The 23,064-nt window shown below is 54.4% G+C and carries 17 protein-coding genes, 3 pseudogenes and 1 CRISPR repeat array (1 of these 21 cut by a window edge); of the genes and pseudogenes, 11 read left to right on the forward strand and 9 right to left on the reverse strand.

Translation table 11 applies throughout. The features are described from left to right. The first annotated feature begins 82 nt into the window (after nt 1–82). On the forward strand, nt 83–1,411 hold the full coding sequence (locus ACH9L7_RS19020; RefSeq protein WP_396613941.1) for a cytochrome P450: 1,329 nt from the start codon (nt 83–85) through the stop codon (nt 1,409–1,411). Nucleotides 1,412–1,635: 224 nt separating this feature from the next. Here the strand turns inward: ACH9L7_RS19020 and ACH9L7_RS19025 are convergent. The 4 genes and pseudogenes from ACH9L7_RS19025 to ACH9L7_RS19040 all read right to left on the reverse strand — a co-directional run bounded on the left by ACH9L7_RS19025 (nt 1,636) and on the right by ACH9L7_RS19040 (nt 4,444). Next, nucleotides 1,636–2,198: pseudogene (locus tag ACH9L7_RS19025) on the reverse strand (IS6 family transposase). Next, nucleotides 2,193–2,609 (reverse strand): annotated as a pseudogene (locus ACH9L7_RS19030) (hypothetical protein); the annotation flags it as partial. The pseudogenes ACH9L7_RS19030 and ACH9L7_RS19025, both read right to left, overlap by 6 nt. Nucleotides 2,610–3,203: 594 nt before the next feature. After that, the gene (locus ACH9L7_RS19035) at nt 3,204–3,584 is read right to left on the reverse strand and encodes a hypothetical protein (RefSeq protein ID WP_396613942.1); all 381 of its coding nucleotides are present in this window, start codon (nt 3,582–3,584) and stop codon (nt 3,204–3,206) included. After that, a complete protein-coding gene (locus ACH9L7_RS19040; protein ID WP_396613943.1) occupies nt 3,581–4,444 on the reverse strand; it encodes a ParA family protein in 864 nt (287 codons plus the stop codon). The genes ACH9L7_RS19035 and ACH9L7_RS19040 overlap by 4 nt, the downstream gene beginning before the upstream one ends. A gap of 555 nt (nt 4,445–4,999) precedes the next feature. On the opposite strand from ACH9L7_RS19040, the gene ACH9L7_RS19045 reads away from it, so the two are divergent. The 3 genes from ACH9L7_RS19045 to ACH9L7_RS19055 all read left to right on the forward strand — a co-directional run bounded on the left by ACH9L7_RS19045 (nt 5,000) and on the right by ACH9L7_RS19055 (nt 8,770). Continuing rightward, complete coding sequence (locus ACH9L7_RS19045) at nt 5,000–5,380, forward strand: cupin domain-containing protein (protein ID WP_396613944.1); 381 nt, start codon at nt 5,000–5,002, stop codon at nt 5,378–5,380. 867 nt (nt 5,381–6,247) lie between these two features. Then, entirely contained in the window at nt 6,248–7,486 is a 1,239-nt protein-coding gene (locus ACH9L7_RS19050) for an orc1/cdc6 family replication initiation protein (protein ID WP_396613945.1), read from the forward strand. A gap of 369 nt (nt 7,487–7,855) precedes the next feature. Beyond that, on the forward strand, nt 7,856–8,770 hold the full coding sequence (locus ACH9L7_RS19055; protein ID WP_396613946.1) for a glycosyltransferase: 915 nt from the start codon (nt 7,856–7,858) through the stop codon (nt 8,768–8,770). Nucleotides 8,771–9,343: 573 nt separating this feature from the next. Here the strand turns inward: ACH9L7_RS19055 and ACH9L7_RS19060 are convergent. Beyond that, a complete protein-coding gene (locus ACH9L7_RS19060) occupies nt 9,344–10,063 on the reverse strand; it encodes a helix-turn-helix domain-containing protein (protein WP_396613947.1) in 720 nt (239 codons plus the stop codon). A 167-nt stretch (nt 10,064–10,230) separates the two neighbouring features. On the opposite strand from ACH9L7_RS19060, the gene ACH9L7_RS19065 reads away from it, so the two are divergent. After that, complete coding sequence (locus tag ACH9L7_RS19065) at nt 10,231–11,514, forward strand: MFS transporter (RefSeq protein ID WP_396613948.1); 1,284 nt, start codon at nt 10,231–10,233, stop codon at nt 11,512–11,514. A 980-nt stretch (nt 11,515–12,494) separates the two neighbouring features. Further along, nucleotides 12,495–12,902 carry a VOC family protein gene (locus ACH9L7_RS19070; protein ID WP_396613949.1) on the forward strand — a complete coding sequence of 136 codons (408 nt, stop codon included), beginning with the start codon at nt 12,495–12,497 and terminating at the stop codon, nt 12,900–12,902. Nucleotides 12,903–13,110: 208 nt separating this feature from the next. On the opposite strand, the gene ACH9L7_RS19075 is transcribed toward ACH9L7_RS19070, so the two are convergent. Beyond that, nucleotides 13,111–13,626, reverse strand: coding sequence for a hypothetical protein (locus tag ACH9L7_RS19075; RefSeq protein WP_396613950.1), 516 nt, complete (start codon nt 13,624–13,626; stop codon nt 13,111–13,113). Between the two features lie 320 nt (nt 13,627–13,946). On the opposite strand from ACH9L7_RS19075, the gene ACH9L7_RS19080 reads away from it, so the two are divergent. From ACH9L7_RS19080 to ACH9L7_RS19090, 3 genes are read left to right on the forward strand one after another with little or no spacing between them, the layout of a single operon-like run. After that, nucleotides 13,947–15,032: a hypothetical protein gene (locus ACH9L7_RS19080; protein WP_396613951.1), complete on the forward strand. Its 1,086-nt coding sequence runs from the start codon at nt 13,947–13,949 to the stop codon at nt 15,030–15,032. 2 nt (nt 15,033–15,034) lie between these two features. Next, nucleotides 15,035–16,324, forward strand: a complete 1,290-nt coding sequence (locus ACH9L7_RS19085) for a hypothetical protein (RefSeq protein WP_396613952.1) — start codon at nt 15,035–15,037, stop codon at nt 16,322–16,324. Nucleotides 16,325–16,373: 49 nt separating this feature from the next. Further along, nucleotides 16,374–17,567, forward strand: coding sequence for a PQQ-binding-like beta-propeller repeat protein (locus ACH9L7_RS19090; protein ID WP_396613953.1), 1,194 nt, complete (start codon nt 16,374–16,376; stop codon nt 17,565–17,567). Here ACH9L7_RS19090 and ACH9L7_RS19095 read toward each other — a convergent pair. After that, the gene (locus ACH9L7_RS19095) at nt 17,564–18,298 is read right to left on the reverse strand and encodes an IS6 family transposase (RefSeq protein WP_396613954.1); all 735 of its coding nucleotides are present in this window, start codon (nt 18,296–18,298) and stop codon (nt 17,564–17,566) included. The genes ACH9L7_RS19090 and ACH9L7_RS19095 overlap by 4 nt on opposite strands. Before the next feature lie 547 nt (nt 18,299–18,845). Between ACH9L7_RS19095 and ACH9L7_RS19100 the strand changes: the two genes are divergently transcribed. Both ACH9L7_RS19100 and ACH9L7_RS19105 read left to right on the forward strand, forming a co-directional pair. Then, nucleotides 18,846–19,115 (forward strand): type II toxin-antitoxin system HicB family antitoxin, encoded by a 270-nt coding sequence (locus tag ACH9L7_RS19100; protein WP_396613955.1) that lies wholly within the window; start codon nt 18,846–18,848, stop codon nt 19,113–19,115. 3 nt (nt 19,116–19,118) lie between these two features. Next, a pseudogene (locus ACH9L7_RS19105) lies at nt 19,119–19,368 on the forward strand (type II toxin-antitoxin system HicA family toxin). A gap of 960 nt (nt 19,369–20,328) precedes the next feature. On the opposite strand, the gene ACH9L7_RS19110 reads toward ACH9L7_RS19105, so the two are convergent. Next, the gene (locus ACH9L7_RS19110; RefSeq protein ID WP_396613956.1) at nt 20,329–20,661 is read right to left on the reverse strand and encodes a hypothetical protein; all 333 of its coding nucleotides are present in this window, start codon (nt 20,659–20,661) and stop codon (nt 20,329–20,331) included. A gap of 486 nt (nt 20,662–21,147) precedes the next feature. Further along, complete coding sequence (locus tag ACH9L7_RS19115; RefSeq protein ID WP_396613957.1) at nt 21,148–21,594, reverse strand: universal stress protein; 447 nt, start codon at nt 21,592–21,594, stop codon at nt 21,148–21,150. 419 nt (nt 21,595–22,013) lie between these two features. Beyond that, nucleotides 22,014–23,064: direct repeats of the CRISPR family, unit length 30 nt; unit sequence GTTACAGACGAACCCTCGTTGGGTTGAAGC; it runs 112 nt beyond the window's last position.

Raw genomic sequence — 23,064 nt, forward strand, 5'->3', positions numbered from 1 at the left:
TTCACGATAGCTTGGCCACTTTTATTTTCGGATGCGTTGTTATTCCAGTACTCATATTAGTTAGAAATAAGATAAAAGTCGTATGACGGCAAGCGACAGCCCACCTGGGCCGCGGAAACTGCCGCTGCTCGGAAACACTCACCAGTGGACTCGCGGTCCCTGTGACTTTCGGGAACAGTGTGCAGAGCAGTACGGACCAGTCGTCAACTACGAGCTAATGGGAGTGGATGCCTACATGCTCACCGATCCAGACGAGGTCGAACGGGTGCTGACAGAACGAAATCAGTTCCCGAAACACCAGGCCACTAATGATCTGGTACTGGGCATGCTCGGCAATGGTCTCATCACCAACTCGGGGAAAGAGTGGAAACAAGATCGAGAGGCGATCCAGCCAGCATTCTATATGTCCGCGATCAAGCGCTACGCCGACATTATGGTTGATCGGACTGAGGAGCGGATGGAGAGTTGGGACACCACAACTCCACTGGCGATGAAAGAGGAGATGATGGTTCTCACCCTGGATATTCTCACGGAGGCGATGTTCGGTCCGATCGATCTCGAAGCCCGTGGACTCTATAGGATCGTAGAGGAGTTGCTCAAGCCGACGAAAACGCGGAACCAAGTGATTGCAATGGTCGCCCCCGACTGGGTACCACTTCCGTTCCTCCAACGGGGTCAGAATGCTCTAGAGGAGATCAACGGGCAGATCTACGAGATCATCGACAGCCGACGAAACAGTCAGAACGATGCAGACCGGAAGGAGCTACTCTCGATGCTGTTGGCCACCGGAATGAGCGACGAACGAATCCGAGATCAGATGCTCACATTCATCTTCGCCGGTCACCGGACGACCGCCCTCACACTAACCTACGTCTGGGATCTACTGAGTCGCAATCCGGAGGCGGAAGCACGTCTCCATGCGGAACTCGAGACTGTACTCGGTGGCGACCTTCCGACAGCAGAGGACCTCTCTGATCTCGAGTACACCGAGCAGGTGGTCCGTGAGGTGCTCCGTCTCTACCCACCTGTTCACGAGGTCAGACGGGAGCCAGTTTCGGACGTAGTAATCAATGGCTACACGATCCCTGAGGGCGCACTCGTCGTTCTCCCGACGTGGGTCATGCATCGGGACGAGCGGTTCTGGGATGACCCCACACTGTTCCGACCGAAGCGATGGAGTAATGAAGAACCGAACGGTCGTGATCGCCCGGCATCCGCGTACTTCCCGTTCGGTATGGGTCCCCGTCATTGCATCGGGAAACAGTTCGCGCTCGTTGAAGCACAGCTTGTCGTTGCAACAATCGCACAGGAGTACACGTTTGAGCGGAGGTACGACGATCTCGCTATCTCACCAGGTCTCGCGCTCCAACCTAAGCATACGGTAGAACTGATGCCTCAGGCCACCAACTGAATCAAAATTCTTTTAGATTTACAATTACCCCCGTGCTGCTGTAAACCCTTGTGAGATTACAGGTACGTCCGCGATATCGTAAATCATTGTACATTTACAATTACACCCCACGCCACCGTAACTTCTTTTGAAATTACAATTACTCCCGTACTACTGTAAACTCTTGTGGGATTACAATTTCACCTCGCCTGCACTGTCTAGTGAGTGACCTCCTCGACCGGCGTTCATCCATCGAGCGCTTGATTCGGCCTCTGAAAATTATAGTATTGTATATTTTATACAAACTACTTGCAGACACTCGCATGGCTGCCGACCCCACGACTTATGGAAGCGGTCGACTCGCATTGTGAGGGTATGAAACCATTTCTCGATGAGATTTCGTTCGGCGTAGTCGAGCCGACCACCTAATCCTAATCGAGGGATATCAGCCCGATAGCCGTGCCATCGACGAGAAACACAGCCTCTGGGAGATCGTGTTTTGCCGAGAGTCGATGGAGAAACACAGCAGCCGGATCAGTCCCATGTCGTCCAAATGATTCGATGATGAGAATCAACGTTGTCTCGGCGTCTATTGTATTGAATACCCAAGACCAATCACCATTGATTGTGACAGCGGTTTCGTCGACCGCAACCCGCTTCGGCGTCGCCTCAGGTGGGTTGTGACCGCTGTCAGCGAGCCGATGTACTAGTTCCAGATAGCTTGGTGAGAGCGTTCAACGTCGAGATAGCGAAGAATTTCTTTTGTTTCTCTGAGTGAACAACCGGTTGCGTAAAGCCGGAGCTTCACTCGAAGCTCTCCGAAGCCGTACTTCGAGTGGTTCCCGACGCGGGTCAGCCCGCTCTTTGCGGTCTCCACCGGACGGTCACCGTTGTAGCCGACGACCACGCTGTGATCGACCGTCTCCAACTCGTAGTTGTCGTCACCCTCGATGACCTTCTCCAGCCGGTGGCGCAGCTGCGCTTCGTCGTCTACGCTCCACCACCAGGGGCCGTCCACGTTGTTCGCCTTCGGGTACTCCGACCTGAGGACGAACGGCGTCACGAGTTCGAGGATGAACGCCTCGCCGTCTTCGAGACGCAAGTAGTCCAGTGCCTCCAAGTCAACGACCTGCGTGTCTTTCAGTGTGGTCGTCCCGTAGCCGTAGTTCCGTTTGCCGCCGAACTGGAGGCCGTCGAACACGTCCTCGCCGAGAGGAAGCGTCGAATTACCAGGAGTACGTGATAATTTAGAAGCGGCGCTCAGGTGCACCATTAACGAGATACTCAACAGACTCCCCACGACTACAGGTGTGGGGAGTCTCTTCACGAATAATCAAAGTTATCTGGGCCTTGTGAGAAATTTGAATTATTTAAATTTTGTAAATGGCTAGGACTACTCTGGTTACTATGCAATCAATCGCAAGAGAGCAAGCCCAGTACAGACACTCTTCAGAAAATGTCCCTACACCAGCCTATTCGGATAATCTAGAGTATCCACACAACCTAGATAATTCAGATACTAGTTTTAATCTGCGTTGTTCAGAGTATTGAAGGTGCCCGGATTACTTCGCGGACATGGGGCGGATCTGCCTCAGAGGATAGGCCAGCAGTCACACTCCACACATCACCCGCAGTGCTGACACGGCCTGAGAAATTCAACTTATCTAAATTATTCAAATTGTGTAGGTTCGTTGGCTAGGTCGAGCGTCTCAGAATTGTTCTCGGAGAGGTTCCTAGCAGGAGGGCCAAAACACGCAAATAATCAAGGTTTTCCAGATAATTCAAATTGCGGAGGTAATTTTCCTAACTCACCTTATTCAGATTCAGTATCATCGAGGCCACGTTGGGAGAGGACCTGCTCGATGACCAACTCGGGGTGTGCAGAGATTGCCGCAAGCGCTGCGTTGTGGAGCTCGCTCTTTTTGATATTCTGGAGCCCATGTTCTCGCGAGAGGTCCCGCTCAACATCATAGGTGATGACGTCGTCGAAGTCAACTGCAACGTCGTCGAGGACGTACAGTGCTTTGTGAACCGTTTCGTCGAACTCGAAAGCCGGTGCTTCGCGTGGGTCAATCGTGTCGTCCTCGTCTGGGTGGTCGTCGTCGACCGACTCGGCGGACGTCTCCGGCTCCGTGTCTGAGTCGGTGTCACCACCCATTGCCGCATCCAGATCACCGAATGGATCGTCGCTCATCGGTCCACCTCACCAGTTTCGACGATCTGCGCTAACTCGTCGTAGCACTCGAGCTGGTCACACGACTCGTCGTAATCACGGACTGGCATGTGGTCGCGGATCGAGGCGTCAATCGACGCGCGGTGGCGGATCCCTGGCTTGGGGAGTTCGCCCTCCCACGATCCATCGTCGACGGCCTCGAAAAACTCGGGGTCGGTGTATGCGAAGTTCGGCAGCTTCGAGGCAATGTTCGGCTTTGCGACGAGTGCTTCGATCAGCCGTCGGGTCGGGCGGTCGTGGTCGATTCGGTCACGAAGGTCCGTTGGGACAACCGCCAGCACCTCGAGATCGAAGTGCTCGCGTGCCGGCTGGATCAGCCGTTTGACCGTCTTTTCCAGCCCCGAGAGCGCCCCGGACTCCGGACGCATGGGTAGAATCATGTTTTGGGTAGCATACAGAGCGTTGTCGTTCAGTTTGCCACGGGCAGCCGGACAGTCGACGATGATGTAGTCGTACACGTCCCCAAGGAGTGGGTCGACGACACGCTGCTTGAGACGCGCCGAACCCATCATGACCCCACCCAGGTCGGATTCGACTTGCTCGATCCGGTCGTTCGATGGGAGCAAATCGATCTCGAAGTCAGTCTCGACAATCAGCTCTGACGGAGCGAGGTCGCCATCGTCCAAGAGGACATCACCGAGGTGCGACTCGGCATAGAATTCCTCACCGTACCCAAGCCCCGTGGTTGTGTGACCGTTGGGGTCCAGATCAACGAGCAAGACATCACTCCCTCGGTAGGCGAGTTCACGAGCGAGATTAATCGACGTTGTCGACTTTCCGATTCCCCCCTTCAATAAACAGATGCTGACTGCGCGTGGCATAACGTAGGTCTACGTGGATATCTCTACAGGACCATAGAAATAATTTTGGTTACCCTGACGTTCTGGAGTTTTTGAATACTCTAGATTATTCGGATTATCCAGATTATTCAGGGAATGTAGATAACATCCGCTATTGTCCACTCGGCCCGCGCCTAAAGACGCGGGTATGCACTCGATTCTGTGTAATCTACGACTTCAGTTGTGGCTGACCTCTTTGACTCCCTGTGAGTGATCTCCCGCCCGGACAACCAACCAGCGACGGTGGGGGGCCTGCAATACTGGAAATAGTGGTGTGGGGGGCCCAAGCCGAAGATGAGAGTGCAGGAACACGTGCTGTCCTACTTGCCGCAAATCGACTGCTGTATAGAGAGGTGTAGTCAGCACACTCGCCCTGTGTATACCCGGCAATTTCCCCGAAAATGCTGTCCCAGCGGTTCTGCGAATAGACCCGTTCGGCGTTGCAGACGCCGATCTCTGGAAATGTTTTTGTGGTGATAGCACTTACACACCCATGACAATTGGTATCATACCACATACTTGTCACTGACACAACCCATGACAACACAGTTACCACGAGCGGTCACCCAGCAGGACCTTGAGGAGGCCGAAGGCACCCCCGGCATCACCCGGAAGGTGGTCTTCGAAACGGACAACAACAAGCTCGTCCAGGCACACGCGGAGGGCGGCGTCTCGTCGGGGTGGCACCATCACGGTGACCGACACGTCTATGCCCATCTCGTGGAGGGGACGGCGGTCATCGAGTACGGTTCCGGGGGGAATGAACACCTCGACGTCGAGACTGGCGGGTTCTTCTACCTCCCTCCGAGAGTCGTCCACCGTGACGTCAATCCCACCGACGAGCCCCAACGGTGGATAATCAGCTTCGTCGGCACCGGACCACTCGTCAAGAACGTCGATGGGCCAGACCCCGAGTGAAGACCCCACCGGGGTGATACCGTCGGGGGGCACCGTCAGCTGCGAGGCTCACGAGTGAAATCTTTCCCGTCTGTATCGATTCGCCCGCGCGCTCTTATGTAGAGCTGCAGAACGCCTCCCATAATAAGGCAGTCGATGGTGAGGGCGTCTGACGAGTGTCAGACCCCACCATTTCCACTAGTACGTTTACACGTTTTACAGAACCGATAGTGGCTGTACACTCTCCCCCCATTATTTCCAGTAAAACACGCGTCGAAGCTCTCTGTAACTACCGCCAAACATTCTTTCACACCAAAACAGCACCAGACAAACCTCCGCCTAGGTCTCCTACGGACTAACTTTCCCGCCATTGGTATAAACTTTCCCATTATCTATAGTTCCCTTTGGAAGGGTCCCTACTCTTTCGTGGTTCTTTACTGGAAATAGTGGGGAGGGGGTGTTCCGGTACATTCTCGACTGCCACCCCACCGACGGCTATCGATTATCCTTCCCACCGATTTTACTGGAAATACTGGGGTCTGTCCAATATATAAAGAGCAGTTTACTGGAAATACTGGAAAGGGGTGGTTGTCGATCGCCATGACAACTCGATGTGGCATTCCCAACGTTTACTGGAAATGGTGGGGTGGGTGTCTCCCGCCATACAGTGGTTTGATTACTGGAAACAGTGGGGTGGGAGGTCTTCGTGGACCGTCGAATCCGTCGTGTAACCCCCCACATGACGCCCAGATCAACTGTCTCGTGTTATACTGGAAATGGTGGGGCCAAACTGGGATAGTGGAACACGCACCGGCGGTGGTTATACTGGAAATACCGGAAACGATGGTCGAAACAATTATGATTCGTTAGTAACTCACTCGCGTACATATGACTCCTCGCTTTCAGCCGGACGATACGCTCTATAAACGGCGGAATACGCTCAAAGTGGAGTACGTGCCGGACGATATCGTTGGTCGGGACAACGAGATCGAGGAGTACGAAGCAGCCCTCCAGCCGATCATCAACGGCGAGTACCCCGACAACATCTTCATTTATGGGAAAACGGGTGTCGGGAAGACCGCCGTCACGAATTTTTTGCTGAATGAACTGCAGGACTCAGCAGCACACTTCGACGTTGACCTGTCTGTGATCTCGTTGAACTGCGATGGACTGAGCACGAGTTACCAGGCGGCGATCAGCCTCGTGAACACCCTCCGTGAACCTGAACACCACATCGCCGAAACCGGCCATCCCCAATCGAAGGTCTATCGCCTGCTGTGGAACGAACTGAACAAACTCTCGGGGACCGTCATCATCGTCCTCGACGAGATTGACCACATCACGGACGACACCTTCCTCTATCAGATCACGCGCGCGGACAACAATGGGTACATCGACAATATCCAGCTTGGTTTGATCGGTATCAGTAATGACTCGACGTTCCGCGAACAGCTCGATGCGAAGGTTCAGTCGTCCCTCTGTGAAACCGAAATTTCGTTTCCGCCATACGGCACCGAAGAACTCCAGAAAGTCCTCGAACAGCGGGCCGAAATCGCGTTCCACCAGAGTGCGCTCGAGGATGGCGTGATTCCGCTGTGTGCGGCCCTCGGGCGGCAGGATGGCGGGGACGCACGGCGTGCGATCACCCTCCTGCGGAAAGCCGGTGACCTCGCTCGCACTGAGAACGCCGAGTCGGTGACGACCGACCATGTCGAACGTGCCCAGGAGAAACTCGAGGCCCAACAGAGTATGGATATCATGCGGGACCTCACTGAACATGAGCAACTCACCCTCTATGCGCTGACCACCCTCGCGGCTGAAAATGCAACGCCCGCGCGCTCACGCGTGGTCTATCAACGGTACAAGGAACTCTGTGAGTTCCAGAACCGCGACCCCCGGACTGCACGGCGGATGCGCAGTTTCCTCTCTGACTTCGAGATTCTCAACCTGACGCTCTCGGCGATGGAACACCGCGGGCAGGATGGGGGGACCTATCGCGAACACGAACTGAATCGCGACATCGCAACCGTCGTCGACGCACTCCAGACGATCATCAGCGACTTCGGTGCCCACCGCAGTATCATCGAGTATCTTCCCGACTCCGGGGAAGAGTTTGCGCCGATGTGAACCGCCTCGGGGTTACGTCCCGAGGTATGGTGCCCGCGTTCGAGAAGACGCTCGAAATTTTCCCACGCGGCCGTGGGCGTCTGCCGCGTCGGCGCTGTGTTGTACTTCCCGAACTTCACCGGTTCGAAATCGAGGCGAATCACGCGTGCGTCGGTTGAGGGGTACTCGCAGAGACCCTTCCAGAAGAAGCCGCTAAGTTCGCGACAGAGGGGGGGTCCCGCTATCGGTTCCGTAGCCTCGGTGTTCGAAGCACTCGTAATTCTGCGTCGTCGGTCAGTCAGAACCGACGCGGATTGGCCTCCAACTCCTTCCGTCACTACCGTAGTTCGTAACGGTGTTTATATTACAATCTTCTGAGATTGTTTGGTAATGGGCACCACGTCGCCGGCGAGCGTCCTCTTGCCGACGCTTGAGTGGACTGATGCTTGTAAGGAACTCTGCGACCAGGTTGGGCCGGACAACGAACTCCTGATCATCTGCGATAGCCCGGATGATCCAGTCACTACCCACAGCAATAACCTCCCGCCATCGGCTCGGGTCGTGGTTGCTGGCGAGCCGGAGGGCTGTTCGGGCAAGGCCAACGCTATCGCGGCCGGGATGGTCGAAGCAGAACACGACCGCATCATCTGGACCGACGACGATTTCCACCACCCGCCCGACTGGCTGGAGCAGATGAAGACAGACTACGAACGTCAGGGCCCCACCACGGAAGTCCCCGTGTTCGTCGGGCGGGATCCCCTCGCGTATCTGTTGGAACCATCCTATGTGACGTCGACAGCTCTGGCCTCCGCCGGTCTTATGGCCTGGGGTGGGGCGCTCGTATCCGACCGCGAGGATGTAGACGAGGTCGCCTTACTCCGGGACCTCCGACGGACAGTCAACGACGATGCCACGCTCGGCGAACACGTGGACTTCACGGGGGCTGACCGGACCCGGCGGGTTGAAATCGGCGGGACGATACGCAAATCCCTCGAACGCCACACGCGCTTCATGCAGGCCTCCTTGCGGCACGGCCGGGCCGGTTGGGTCTTGCTCGCTGTCCTGACGTCGGTCCTCGGCATCTCGTTCCTCTTTTATCCTCTCGTCGGCTTTGTCTCGGCGACCCTAGGCTACGCCGTTATCTACGCGACATTCGGCATTCGACGGTGGACGGCCCTGCTGGCGTATCCAGCAATGATTCTCGGGCCCTTGCTAATCGTGTACGGACTGGCACGTCGGACGTTCGTTTGGGGTGGGCGTCGCTACCGCTGGCGGTCCATGTTCGACGTCGAAATCGTGGACTGACTGCTAATTCTTCGGGGTAAATCCAGGTTGATTATCGCTGATAGAGTGAGAGCCGTAAAGTCGCTTACCTCACGAATGTCGATTCGGTCGCACGGTTTCTCGATGCCTGATGCCTGAATAGACCGCAAGTATCGCCTCCTGGGGTCCATCAGTTCACACCCCACCGCCGTTACAGCCACGGCAACACCGGCAAACCCGTCTTCGGCGCTGGTTCCGTCTGACTAACCGAGTAGGAACATTTCAGTTTGCCCTTGTGAGTGGTATTGCGATCTCTGGACAGGAAATTTCGCATAGTTCAGACAACCTGAGAACAACCAGCAGAAGGAAGATGGCCTGGACCTATTCTCCTGTGAGCTAGTCGATTTCACCGGCGGAAACACGCCAAAACTGGCCATTCTCCGAAACAGTGGGAAACTCACAACCTCGGAGGATGGAAATGATGTGTTCCCTCTATTTATCGACGACCCTAGGGGAATGAGACAATGTGATTTCTTTTGGGAGCCAATAATCTACTCAGTCAGTTAGAAAAAGAACGAAGGCTGTCAATTTCTTCGAACTAACGGGATTCTCCGTTCAGATGAGTTCCTTTGCAAAGCGGGTTGCAAGCCATGCTTCGGCCCGAGCAAGGCGGTACTGCACTGTCGACTGTGGGAGCCCTAGTTCGTCGGCCAGCCCCTGAGTCGTAATCTCTCGGGGCGTCTCGTAGTACCCACGGGCGACCGCCTCCTTGATCAGCTCCCGTTGTTCGTACGGCACATCGGCAAGAGAGACGACATCGTCGCCCCAGTGGGTCGGATCTGTCAGGTGGTCCAGCGTCAGACGGAGTCCGTCACGTAGTTCGGTCTGAATCGCATCGTACAGTTCGCCCACATTGGCGTCGTCGGGCATCAGAATCCTCCATGTATACTGATCGCCCTGCCGTTTCGTGTCGTAAAGCAGTCCCTCTCCGATGTGCGTGGCTGCGAGATGGGGTATCGAGTGGCAGTCGTCGGCTTCAGTCCCGTATGCGTAAACGGTTCGCGAGGTGGACCCCTGAGAGAGAACCTCGTACTCCCAGCTGGTCTGACAGTGCTCCGCATCGAGACACTCGTTACAGTGGTCTGGGTCCAGAAACACGTCATCCAGGGCCTGGAGCGCGTCTTCTGGACCCGTTATCCGATCGAGATGCCAGATGCTCTCCGTCGTAACCGTACAGGTGAGCGATTTCGACATCACATCGGGATGGTCGATGAAGATGTCGGCGATTGGATCCGCCCTGCAGTCGTATGTGACGGTGAACACGAACTCTCGCATACGAGTACTTGGTAAAAACCAAGAAATATAGATTGCGAACTTCAATCGATGATTTCCGGAAAATTAGTGCTTTGAAATCGATGCTGCGCTGAAGTGGTGCTGATAACTATCGCCATTTTTGGTTCATACCAAATTAGGCTATAATGCCACACTCCCGCTCCCATCGAATGTACATGCTCGGATTGACCAGATGTGACGACTCGACGTTCCTCGGTCCGTACGTGGTCGGCGTGACCTTCCTCGCGCTGATGGGCGCGTTCGGGCTGAATCTGAGTGCGGGACAGTTCTTCGAACCACTGACCGGAACCTACGGCTGGGGGCTGTCGCTATTGAGCCTGGCTGTCTCTGTGAACATGATCACCTGGGGGTTGTTCCAGCCGGTAATGGGCCGGCTGATCGACTGGATCGGCCCCAAGCTGGTTATCGCTGGGAGCGCGGCGCTGATGGGCGTCGCCTTCCTCCTGTCGGCCACGATCACCACCGTCTGGGAGTTCTTCCTGTACTACGGCGTTCTTACGGCGGTCGGCTTTGCGGGCTGTAGCTCGATGGCGAACTCGGTGCTCGTCTCGAAGTGGTACGTCCGCGACCGCTCGGAGATGCTCGGAAGGAGTTCGATGGGCATCAACATCGGGCAACTGGTGATCCTCCCGCTGGCGGGCTCCCTGATCGCTATCGCTGGCTTCCGGGAAGCCTTCCTCGGGCTCGGGTTGTTCATGCTCGTGCTCGTCGTGCCGGCGGTTCTGCTTGTCGTCGAGGACGCCCCCACCGATATCGGACAGCACCCGGACGGCGTCGATGATACCGCCGTTGATGAGCGATCGGTACAGGCCGTGGCGTCCGCGAACATCCCATTCAAGCAGGCGCTTCGTGATCGAAACTTCTGGCTCGCCAGCTTGAGCTTCTGCTCGTGTGGCTTCACGCTGTACCTCGTGACGATCCACCTCCCAAACTACGCGACCGATCTCGGCGGTGGCGTTGCGCTCGGCGGGCAGCTGCTCGGCATCGCCGCGGGGGCGAGTGCCGTCTCGATGTGGGTGACTGGTAAGTTCACCGAACGGGTCGGCAAGCGTCGGATGCTCGCTGGCCTCCACGTGCTTCGGGGAATCTCGCTAGCCTGGCTCGCCGTTTCGACGAGTATCTGGCAGCTGTACGTGTTCGCAGTCGTGTATGGTGTCTCCTCCTTCCCGGTAATCCCGACGGTAACCGGCATCATCGGGGATCATTTCGGGACGGACGCGATGGGCGGGATCCTCGGAACGTCGTGGTTCCTTCACCAGATCTTCGCCGCGACGGGTGTGTTCCTCGGGGGGTTCATCCGCGATACGACCGGGAGTTACGAACTCGCGTTCTGGAGCGGTGCCGCGCTCCTGCTCGGCGGTGCGTTCCTGTCGATCCTCATCGAAAGCCAGCCACGCGTCTCCCAACCGACGGCCAGCGCGGCCGATGATTAACCGGCAGACCCCTCACTGAGTCCGCTACCCGGGAGTGGCAACACCATTCAGCAGTGCCAGAATCCGGCTATTTCTCACATTCGCCCGATAGTCACGTCCGAGAGTGTTCGGAATCAGCTTTTGATTGGTGAAAGACTCACGAGTCAGCGGAGATTCAATCCAAAACTAGGCTATCCTCCGAAACTGTGGGGACTGTAGGCCAATCATTTGATATAGCGATATACAATTCATCTCTGTCGCTGGGTCACTGGACGAAATATTACTAAATTCGGTTGTCTCCCAGGGACAACTGAATGATCAAAGCACTCAGATTATTGACCATCGCCACAGAATAGTGGAAAATGCGACTCTCAGCACAGCTCAGCCCGAAGTCACGACTCTTCGGCCTGTGTACTTCCACGAACCACAGCTAGATCAGCTACGATCTAGGGACGCGACAACGCTTTCGGCACCAGCCTCTGGCTCCAAGAAATTCTCACACATTTACCTCCCCAAGTTTTCCGTACCAAGACCTTCCAAGATCTCGTGAGCAGTGGCCATCTATACACTGTATCTCGATATACTATACCATCCATCACGAGTTCACAACCTCGGAGGATGGAAGTGTTGCGTGCCTTAGGATGTGATGCTGCGACTGCTGTGGGAGCTTCAATCCGCACCTGCTGCAGATACGTTCAGTCACCGAGATTGAGGTAGTGAAAATTAATATACAGTTACAACAGTATGTATGTAAATGACATCTATTTTATCGTCTTGGCCGGGGAGGGACTGGGTCGGGCGGCGTTCTCCTGTGTGGGGGGTTAGCAGGACGCAATCTGTCGGCGTCTTCCAGAACGCTGTGTGTTCTGGTGGGCTGCACGAGAGCTTTTCTCGCGTGCACAGTTCGAAATACGCCAGCTTTCGAGCCCACAAACGCGCGTCGCGAGTTTGGGACGTCTCCCGCTGCCCACATTCTATATCTTCGAGTCCCTACTGAGCGTATGGGATCGCATGATAGGTCGCCTCAACCAGGGTACATTCACCACCTCGAAATCAACACAGCACATCTCTCGGCTTCGAAAGACTTCTGGGACGAATTCTTACACCTGCTTGGATACAAATTAAAGGATACATTCGAAAACGGCGTTTCATGGATAAATGGTGATCAGTACCTTGTGCTTGTACAGGCCGAATCACTGGCTCAGTTCGATGAAACATCGCCTGGATTGAATCATGTCGCATTCCATGGCAGGTCACGTGACCACGTTGACGAGGTTACAACCTTCATTCGGGACCGAAGCGATGCGACTGTTCTGTTCGAGGACGGGCATCCATTTGCTGGGGGCTATTATGCGCTGTATGCTCGCGGTCCGGATGAAATCAAAATCGAGGTCGTCAGTCCTGAATAGATCGTTTTGCTCCACTACTTGATGCTTAGGATTACGGGCTGCTCAGGCTACTTACCACTAAAGTGAACCAACCGGCGGGGGCAATTATCGATGTTGCGTACGTCTCCCGGGCCAAGCAGGTCTACGGACAGTCTAATCAACTCAGTCGCCGACCTGCAATGACCTCCGGGTAGAGCCAGTTCTGTGTAGGTTAGTGACGTTCGCTAACTCATCTCAAGAGAGTCTGAGCACCGTCAATAAGCCCCTGGCAGTAGGCGCTGATAGCTTGTAGCAACCCCTCATGCGAAGTTACGTGAGCTGATATGACTTGCCCATAAGTCGAGTACGTGCAAACCGCAGCTGACTCAGACATCGAAAACAACCCGACCAACGGTACGTCTGGATTCGAGAGTACCTTGGCCTGTAGAGTATCCAGCTCTTCCGAACCACATTCTGCTAACCCTGGCGGAGTAACAACATCTGGTTGTGAATCACTCGAGGCTTGTTCTGCAAATGATTCGAGGAGTTCCGCATCGAAAACTGGGCACACACAGGCGTGTGGTTTTGAGTCGACGAGGTTCGTTACAACAAACTGGTGGGCCGCTTGTGGACTCGTTTTTGAACTCGTAACGGTCTCACCACTTTCGAACCACTCTGGTCTAACTGGAAGGGCTGCCGACGCGAGGAAGTCCCAATTCGATGTAATCAGATCGTACTTATCCATGAGCCGGGAATACGGTTGCATCAGTTTGCGTCCAATCTCTGTCAGATAATACTCCGAACTGTCGCTACGGAGGATCCCAACCTCTTGCAATTGGTCTAGTCCTCTGTACACAGTTGTCTTCGACTGCGTGGATAAGTTTGCAATCTCACGGCGAGAGTGGATTCCGCGTTGAAGGTAGTCCAACAACCCACCTCGTTTGGTTAGAGTTTCGACAACCTCATTACTATCGATGTCTGTGGGAGGGCACATACATGTCACTTCATTAGTTGGAATTTAACGACATCGATACAGGAAATACCTGAGAGATATAAACGCCCTCCGATATATTTTCTGATTTACATATGCTGGGAGATATGAATAAAATGTATACTGTGCAATTTCTGAATGCAATGGTCGGTAGACTCGTAACTAGTAGACGGACAGCATTAAAGACAATAACAGGATCTCTGCTGGGTGCTGGAACATTTTCCTCAGTTGGGTCTGCTGCTTCAGGAAGACTGGACCGGGTTCAGGTTTCATACGGCTCGCTCACTTCGCCGATTACGGCGTCTGAACGAGCGACACTAACCTCGCAAGCAAAAGAGGCATTCAAGCAGGACGTCGGACAATACCCAGAGGCTGCTGGCTCGGTTGCAGACGCACCGAAGCCGAATTGTGTCGGCTATGCAGTCGGCTTCGACAACCGAGGAACGCCCACCTATATGAGCGTCCGTGCAGCCGACCAAGAGTCCGTCTCGGATCGGCACGCTGAGCTCGAGGGGCGGGTGGAGCATCTCCGTGCTGGCATCTCCAGTAGTACGATCTCCCAAACGTACCCTAGCCCGCAGGCATCCCAGAACTGGGATCCGGCTACTACGATTTACGCCAGCGCCGGGGCACAGAATAGCGCTGGGACGGTTGATCATGAAATCGAGTTCTTCCATCTTGAGAACGACGGTGTGAGCGACGGGGAAACCTTCGCTACGATCCAACGGATCACGTCTAGTCCTGAAACCTACAAGCATTCTAGTGTCAACCTCGAGCAGGACTATTCTCCGGCCACGAATAGTGTCGGCGTTCAATCAAACGCGCTGACTGATTATGCTACTTCGAGTACAGTGAGTGGGTCCGGAACGAAATCTGCCGAAATCTCAGCGCGGGGAACGCCAAAGTCGTTCTCTTGGACACACAATGATAGTAAGACAAGTACCGAATCCCGAACCGATTCAGAGGATTCGGATAATCTGTTCGCTGAGTTTGTGCTGCTTCCTGGCGATGGGAATACCAAAGAGAATAGTGCAGCAGCTAGCGCCGTCGAGACCGATGAGCCTTCTGAGGGAGTGTACGACGTAGTGACTGCGTCCATTACTGGGAACTTCTTTTTTGATATTTCATCCGAGACACTAACCGATTCGCACACGATTGATGTGGATTACGGCCTCCTGTGACCATGACTGGTAAGAATCTATTTCCGACCCGACGTACTGTCCTGAAGGCAATTGGTGCAGCCGCTGCAACTGGTGTTGGGTCGTCCTCTGCGGCCGCACATACCGGTGAATCCGAGGAAATCGATCGCTCGACGAACAACATCAAGACCGTTCGGGTGTTCATGGGTGGAGCAGTCCCATTTGAATTACCCTCCTACGTTGAGCAGTCTGGGCTGGGTAATGCTGACCTGATTCTCATCTCCTCAAAAACTGACCTCTCGCACGGCAACATCATTGCTGCACTCAAAACCGGCACGCCAATCGCCTTCGTTGGAAGCCGTGCATTCGATGCGGCAATCGCGAAGGTGTATAAAACTGGCATTGATGAAGTCCCGGAGTTTGTCCGGACGGGTGGACTAAAGACTGGTCATGAGCTAGATTATTCGTTCGGCTTCGAGTATTCCTACAAGAAGTCCGACGATGTGGTTATTCTCTTTCCCCACAAAGAGACTGGGACGCTCAACACGTATCGACTCCGGAACTCTCCGCATACTCAATCGAGTGTCTTCGCGTTCCTCCAGAACAAGCTCATTCGGGCTGACCTAGCGGGAGATACCGCTCCGTCAGTCAATAGTCAGCAGACTGATCTGACGACACAGACTGTTGCGTGTCCGCCTGCGAAGGACGGAGACAGTTGGACGTGTCTTGGGTCAGACTCAATCGACGAACCAACTGTCTGTCCGTATGGGAATCGGTCACGAACTCATTGGGGTGCCAAACTAATCGACAACACCTCATCGAACGACTACTTCGCGTTCGAGACGAAGTTCCAGATGAGTCCCAGCATGAATGAAAACCAGAACTGCTCGTCGGATGCTTGGAAAAATGACTTCCTCACTCGAACGATCACTTTCAACGATGGTTCCATCCACTCCTATGGTCCTCATCCTGAGGAAGGTGAATTCAGTACCTCAAAGAGCATCGGCTTCAACCTAAGCGGTAGTCTAAATGGACTCTCTGGAGGAGGTAGTGTTGGGTTCGAAAAGACTAAGAGCCGGTCTGGAGTCAAGACGGGCGGATTCTCCGGGAATGGGCAAGTTGATTATGACTTCAATATCAAACCCGGTGGAAACATCGCGGAGGAGACATTCACCTCCTACCTCGGTCAAGTGGTAAAGACGGCGAATGACACTTCGGACATTGACTACGGATATGATGATATGTGGCGCTGGTTCGACCCCGGTTACTTCGGCTACGAGGATGCCGACAAACACGAAGAAACCGATGTTGGGACAGCGTACTGGTCTGTGTGACTGCTGACTAGCCGCAAATTTCTTTTTTCTTGATACTAAATAAGGTTTAATGAGGAGACCCACTCTCTCGCGGCGAGCAGTTCTGACAGCGGTCACACTCACACTCCCGCTCGCTGGGTGTTCGACGTCGCTGGACCAAGAGACTACCCCCTCGCTGTCGTTTGATTCCGCAGACGCATTGTGGCCGCAAGTGGGTCACGATCGGCAGTTTACCAGTAGTACTGCTGTCTCACTTCCTGCCGGGCCACTCCAAGCGGAGCGCATACTGAAGGTTGGGAGAGACGACCGAGACGATGGCCCCACGGTTGTGGACGGCCAGCTCGCGGTTGCAACCGAGGGAACGGACGCCACGACTGCGCGGACCGTCTTCCGTGACATCCAGACCGAGACGGAGTTGTGGAGCATTGATGGCCTCGTCGATTACACGACACCCTCGGTATACGGGGATGTGGTGATTCTCTCGGGCAACGGTCATACAACTGCCATTCGTCGGGATACCGGTACTATCCTGTGGGAATTCGATGGTGGCGCTAGTGGGACGTACATGTCCCAGCTACTGCATGGCGAGACACTGGCCGTCGCATCCGATGGCCGTGTTGTCGCGCTGGATGCACAGTCTGGCTCTCAACGCTGGATGTCACCCAAGCTGCGGACACCGTATGCGATTTCGGGCGATTCCGACAGCATCTTCGTCAGTTCACAATACAAAACCGAGCACTCACTTTCGGCACTTGACTGGGAATCTGGAGAACAGAAGTGGTTTCGACCCGACGTTTCTAGTGTGAGTGTGCCGGTTGTTTCAGACGAGTTCGTCTACTACGTTGATTCTGTCGCCGGTGTGCTTGAAGCGCTCGCACCAACTGATGGGTCTCCAGTCTGGTCCCGTACGGTACGTGGGATCTCTACTCCCCCTGCCCTGACACCGAGTGGATCGTCTCTGGTTGTGTCTAGTGAGACGTCTGGCCAGACAACCGTTCGAAACGCGGCTACTGGGGCTGTCGAATGGAGCGCGAACGCGGTGGCGCAGTTCCAACCAGTCGTCACTAAGTCGAGCTTGTTCATCCCTGGCTACGACACGCTGTACAGAATCTCCCGTGAGGAAAAACGGGTCGTCGACCAGGTCTCCTTTGCTGGTCCGATCACGTCACCAGTCATGTTGACTCCTGACGGCTGCTGTGTGACTGCCGGGACCGAGCAGAATCAGTATGCCGTCTATCATCTTACTGCGTCTGGTACTGTCTAGTTAGTGATCTCCTCAACCGGTGTTCGTCCATCGAGCGCTTGATGCGGTCTATGAAAATTGTAGTATTGCACAAATTGTATGAACCACTCGCGGACGCTTCCGTGACTGCCCACCCACGAGTTATGGAAGCGGTCGACTCGCATTTTGAGGGTATGAAACCACTTTTCGATGAGGTTTCGCTCGACGTAGTCAAGCCGACCGCTCAATCCTAATCGAGAGAGGGCAGTCTGATAGCCGTAGCCATCAACGAGAAATACAGCGTCTGAGAGATCGTGTTTCTCCGAGAGTCGATGGAGAAACGCAGCAGCCGGATCGGTACCATGTCGTCCAAACAATTCGACGTCAAGAATCAGCTTTGTCTCGATGTCTATTGCAGCGTACAACCAAGACCATTCGCCATTGATTTTGACAGCGGTCTCGTCGACCGCAACCCGCTTCGGCTTCGCCTCTGGCGGGTTGTGTCCGCTGTCAGCCAGTCGATGTACCCACTGCCAAACAGCTTGGTGAGAGCGTTCAACGCCGAGATATCGAAGAATCTGTTTTGTTTCTCTGAGTGAACATCCGGTCGCGTGGAGCTGGACAGCGAACGCCCTGACGGGCGTCCCCAGAACGCTTTGCGTTCTGGTGTGCGAACGAGACGCAGAGCGTCTCGTCAACGTCGCTGTCCACTCACGCTCCCAAGTTTCTTCATAATCAGTCGCAAAGCACTCGCTGAGCAGGTCTGCGAGCATCTTGACCAACTAACTCAACGACCTGCTCGTTCCTCAAACTGGCTTAACTAGACAGTGCCCAATTTCAATGTCTGAGCTGTGGAACGATTGCTGAACGTCCAGGAAATCCCCGTGTCTGCCCCTCGTGTGGCAACACCGTGATGAGGCCAGCCGAGCTGTCTGAACCCGGGAGTGAGGAAAACCAGATGCGAACTGAAGAGTTCGATATTGATGACGAACTTGCTAAATTGGACCGTATGAAACCGTCAGCCGTGTCACACGATGCTTCGACTGAGAGCGAAACTCGGACAGACGAGAGTGCTAGTCATACCCAATCCACAGAGGACGAAACGAGTTCGTCCGGTCTCATTTCGTGGATAAAATCACTATTTTGAACTGGTGGCTCTGTTGAAATCCTCAGTCACTGATAGTTTGTTGAGGCTGTGCTGAATACAGAGCGCGAGTCGGTCATCAGGAGCACTCGTTCCTGAACAAATCACGTTTCTATCTTCGTCGTGAGAGCGGTATGCCGAATGCTTATACAGTTCATCGGGCAACTAGGGGTAAGATGGCCAGTTCGACTCGGAACGGCGATGCCAACGATGGCGAGATTCGTCTCTGGCAAGAGGACGACTGGTGGATCGCGAAAGACGTCGATACGGGCGTGACCACACAGGGAGAGTTCAGAGAGGAGGCACTAGACAACCTCGACGACGCTGTCGCAATCCACACCGGAAAGAGTGGACGCGAACCGACGGACGAGGAACTTCGTGCGCTGGGTATCGACCCCGCCAACAACACCACTGGCGACCAAGAACCGCCGGACGTGCTCGACTAATCGATGGGGCGGCGAACGTTCTCTGGAATGGAGGTGGTGAAGGTTCTGGTCAACGTCGGTGGATTCGAGTGGCGACGAACGACCGGCGACCACGCCCAACTGTACTACGAACACCCGACGAATGAAGAGGACCGCCGGCAGGTGACCGTCCCACTGCATAGCGAACTCCGTACCGGAACGCTCCGAAATCGCCGAAAGCGCCGGAGCGCATGACTTCGATGCCTTCTGTGAGTGGGTCGACGAAAACGCCTAAGCTTCGACTAAGAGATGAATAGAATCGATATTGTCGATTCTGGAGTAGCTTTTCTCTCTCGTGCTGAATTGAGAGCGCATATCTTGCAAAATGACTTTGCACAATCAGAACCACCATGGAAGCATGAACACAATGGTGAACCTCTACCAGCGTCTTGATGCCCGGCTTAGCAAATTGTCTCGGGTGATGTACGCTGCCACTATGGGGGTCATCGCGTTCACCACTTACCTTGGCGTGGGTGCCTTTCTTTTGGAGTCTGCCCTCTTTCAAGCCGTTGTGATGGGACTAACCTTCGGAATAATCTATTACTTTGCTGACCCCCGGTGACCGACACACTGTCTACGTCACACGAGACTTCTGACAGCACTTGGGGAGGCTTCTACAGGCATGCTGAACTCGGCGCGCTTCTTCCATAACAGTCGTCTCCCGCTGTTTTGATTGATACTGACTCGGTAGTCAGTAGAAGAAATCTATGTCTATCGTTTGTACGGACAGTATGGTTAGTTACAAGCCTCCTTTGATTGGTGCAATTGCTGGTGTGGTGATGGCCGGTGTCTACTACATAGATGGAGCGTGGAACGCACAGCTCCTGTGCTTCATCGGAGTAACATGGATGATGGCTGGTTGGTTTGTGACTCGAAATCACCCGCTAAAGCCTGCCCGTACGTCTCCCCAAGCTCTGTTCGCATTCTTGCTTGCAGTCCCACTCTGGGGGGATTCACAGCGATCTCGGGCTTGGGGAGCCTTCGGAGTCCACTTGGTTTACTCATGTTGGGGGGAATAGTCGCAGGAATCGGGTTTGGTGCTGAAATAAGTGAATCACCCGGCGAGAAGGAGGCCACAGTCGCGACTTCCGCCGACTGACCGGTGACAGACACACTCTCTATGGAGCACGGCCGTTGAAAACTATCATCGTTTGAGAGTTTCAACAAGGCCAGATGGGTGTGTTGGACCGTTGTGCTATCGGCCTATGAGCCCCAGTATCTGTCTGTGAACGTCCCCGGCTGAGTCATATATTTGGTCATCAGTTGAAGCGAGTACGTCCTCCAGGGATTTATTGCCGCCCTGAGTTTCAAGTTCATAATCGCCATAGGCTTCAACCAACTCATTTGTCGTGGCTGGATAGTCGTGCGATTTGAGCGCTTCATCAAGATCACCAAGCTGCTCACCAGGGTCGACACGCATCGGCTCTTCTTCATCGGCTCGAGTACGTGCCTCCTCTTGCATCCGCTCTCGCTGGCGACGTTTTTCGTCATCCGCTTGTTCATCTCGGCCCTGTTTATCATCTGCCATATACCACGGTAGGGGATTCAGGCGGATAACAGTAGGGCTGCCTATCGATAGGACTATCTTGAACACACCGTCCGATCACCCCACCCGACCTGATGTCGATATATACGTACAACTCTCAAACAGCAAATCTAGCGAAAAGACGTCTACAAGATAAGCGCTATGTAGTTCTCATGCTTCGAATCAGTCTACCCATATTCTGCCAGGAACTGCGTGCAAGACTCAAAGTATAGATCTTGCAAGGCAGACGACTCCAATTCCGTTGATGTTACTGCTCGCTGCATATCTGGCTGCGAATTTCTTCCCAATCGACCCGGGTATCTTTACTGGCGTCCATTTTAATTTAATGACGAATCGGTAGGGCGTTTGAAGGATTATCTGGAAAAAACAAACCGATTGAAGAACCGACGAATGAGAGGGTGTTCGTTAACCAGTACTCGGTAATGATACTCCAAGAATTCCTCTGCTCGGATCACGAATCAGTCGGTCTTACCTGACGACAGTGACCGGAATGGTAGCACGCTCAACCACGTCGCGTGCCACGCTGCCCAAGAACTCAATAGTTCGTTCCGACCGGCCCCGGTGACCAACGTAGAGCGTGTCGAACTCTTCTTTCTCGGCGTATTCGGGTATTATCTTCGCCGGTTGGCCGTAGAGTAGTTCTCCGGACACGGTGTGCCCCCGTTCGGCTGCAAACTCGATCGCCTCGTCTATGATCGCTCGGCCGTGCTCCTCTGCGGCGTCAAGGCTATCGATGACCAGCCGCTCCCTGCGGTCGGACCCGGATATCGGTTCTCCACCACCAGCGTCATAGATATCCGGTTCGATTGCGTGGATCAGCGTGATTGATCCGCCGGTCGCGTTAGCGATGTCCGTAGCGTACCCAAGAGCCCGATTGCTCTCTTCTGATCCATCAACGGCGACAAGTAGTTCCATACCAAATTTTTGGCGCCAGACCGGTTAAATCACCCGCCCCGTCCGACGACCCGAGAACGGTCTTCTGCCTCTAGAGGCTCAATGGCCATATTAGCCAAGAAGAAAGAAAATAGACACATTCGAACAACTGGCACTGTCTAGTTAAGCCAGTTTGAGGAACGAGCAGGTCGTTGAGTTAGTTGGTCAAGATGCTCGCTCGGCTGTCGTCGGTACTAGCTGACTGTTCCCCAGAGAGCAACCACTGACCACCGCGTTTGTGGTCGGCTGCAATGGTTGTTAGACTGACCAGCGACAGACTCAGACGTTCGTCAGTCTGAGTTTCCGTCGACCCCCCGGGGGTTCAGGGGGGATTGAGGGTCGACGGAAACACTTGAGTGTGGACGGGGTGTAGGGAGGCTGTGATGGCCAATTTGGCCATGGTTACAGACGAACCCTCGTTGGGTTGAAGCTACCACTCCAACTGTTCGAGCTAACGGGGATAGAGAGTTACAGACGAACCCTCGTTGGGTTGAAGCGGTCCCATCGACTAACAAAACAGAAGTGACGGTGGTTACAGACGAACCCTCGTTGGGTTGAAGCGATTAAGGACAACAAGGTCAAGTCTGGCGGTATAAAGTTACAGACGAACCCTCGTTGGGTTGAAGCGACACGATGACGTTGTACGACCCGTCCCCAACCAGTTACAGACGAACCCTCGTTGGGTTGAAGCTCGAAGTGGTCTTTCATTTGAGTTCCACCTTGTTGTGTTACAGACGAACCCTCGTTGGGTTGAAGCGCGGTCTACCCCGACGACCCCGAGAAGTCCGAACCGTTACAGACGAACCCTCGTTGGGTTGAAGCTTTGGGATGTCCTTCGCATGCTCAATTGCGGATGCGGTTACAGACGAACCCTCGTTGGGTTGAAGCCGATCTTCGACGGCAAGATTTGAAGATCATCTCGAAGCCGTCGAACAAGATAGTTACAGACGAACCCTCGTTGGGTTGAAGCTCGTCGTGCTGGAGCGTGAGGGCGAACTCTACGGGTTACAGACGAACCCTCGTTGGGTTGAAGCCAGTCGATACCGAGAGCGTAGGACAGTCCCGTGTCGTTACAGACGAACCCTCGTTGGGTTGAAGCGACTGCACGACAAGCTCCCGTTCGTCTCGAAACAGGAGTTACAGACGAACCCTCGTTGGGTTGAAGCGTCGACCCTTTTGAAAGCCGTGTACAGGGGGGGTCCGTTACAGACGAACCCTCGTTGGGTTGAAGCACCAACAAAGTCCGGGGCGTCTCGGACACCGGCGAGTTACAGACGAACCCTCGTTGGGTTGAAGCTTCGTCCGAGAGTCGCGGTGGGTGGTGTTTGACTTCAGTTACAGACGAACCCTCGTTGGGTTGAAGCGGTCGGAGCGCTTGCTCAGCGCCGAACAGTCCGTGAGTTACAGACGAACCCTCGTTGGGTTGAAGCATCCGCTTGTCGAAGACGACGT

The organism is Haloferax sp. S1W (assembly GCF_044593955.1).
In the GTDB taxonomy this organism is placed as follows: Archaea; Halobacteriota; Halobacteria; order Halobacteriales; family Haloferacaceae; genus Haloferax.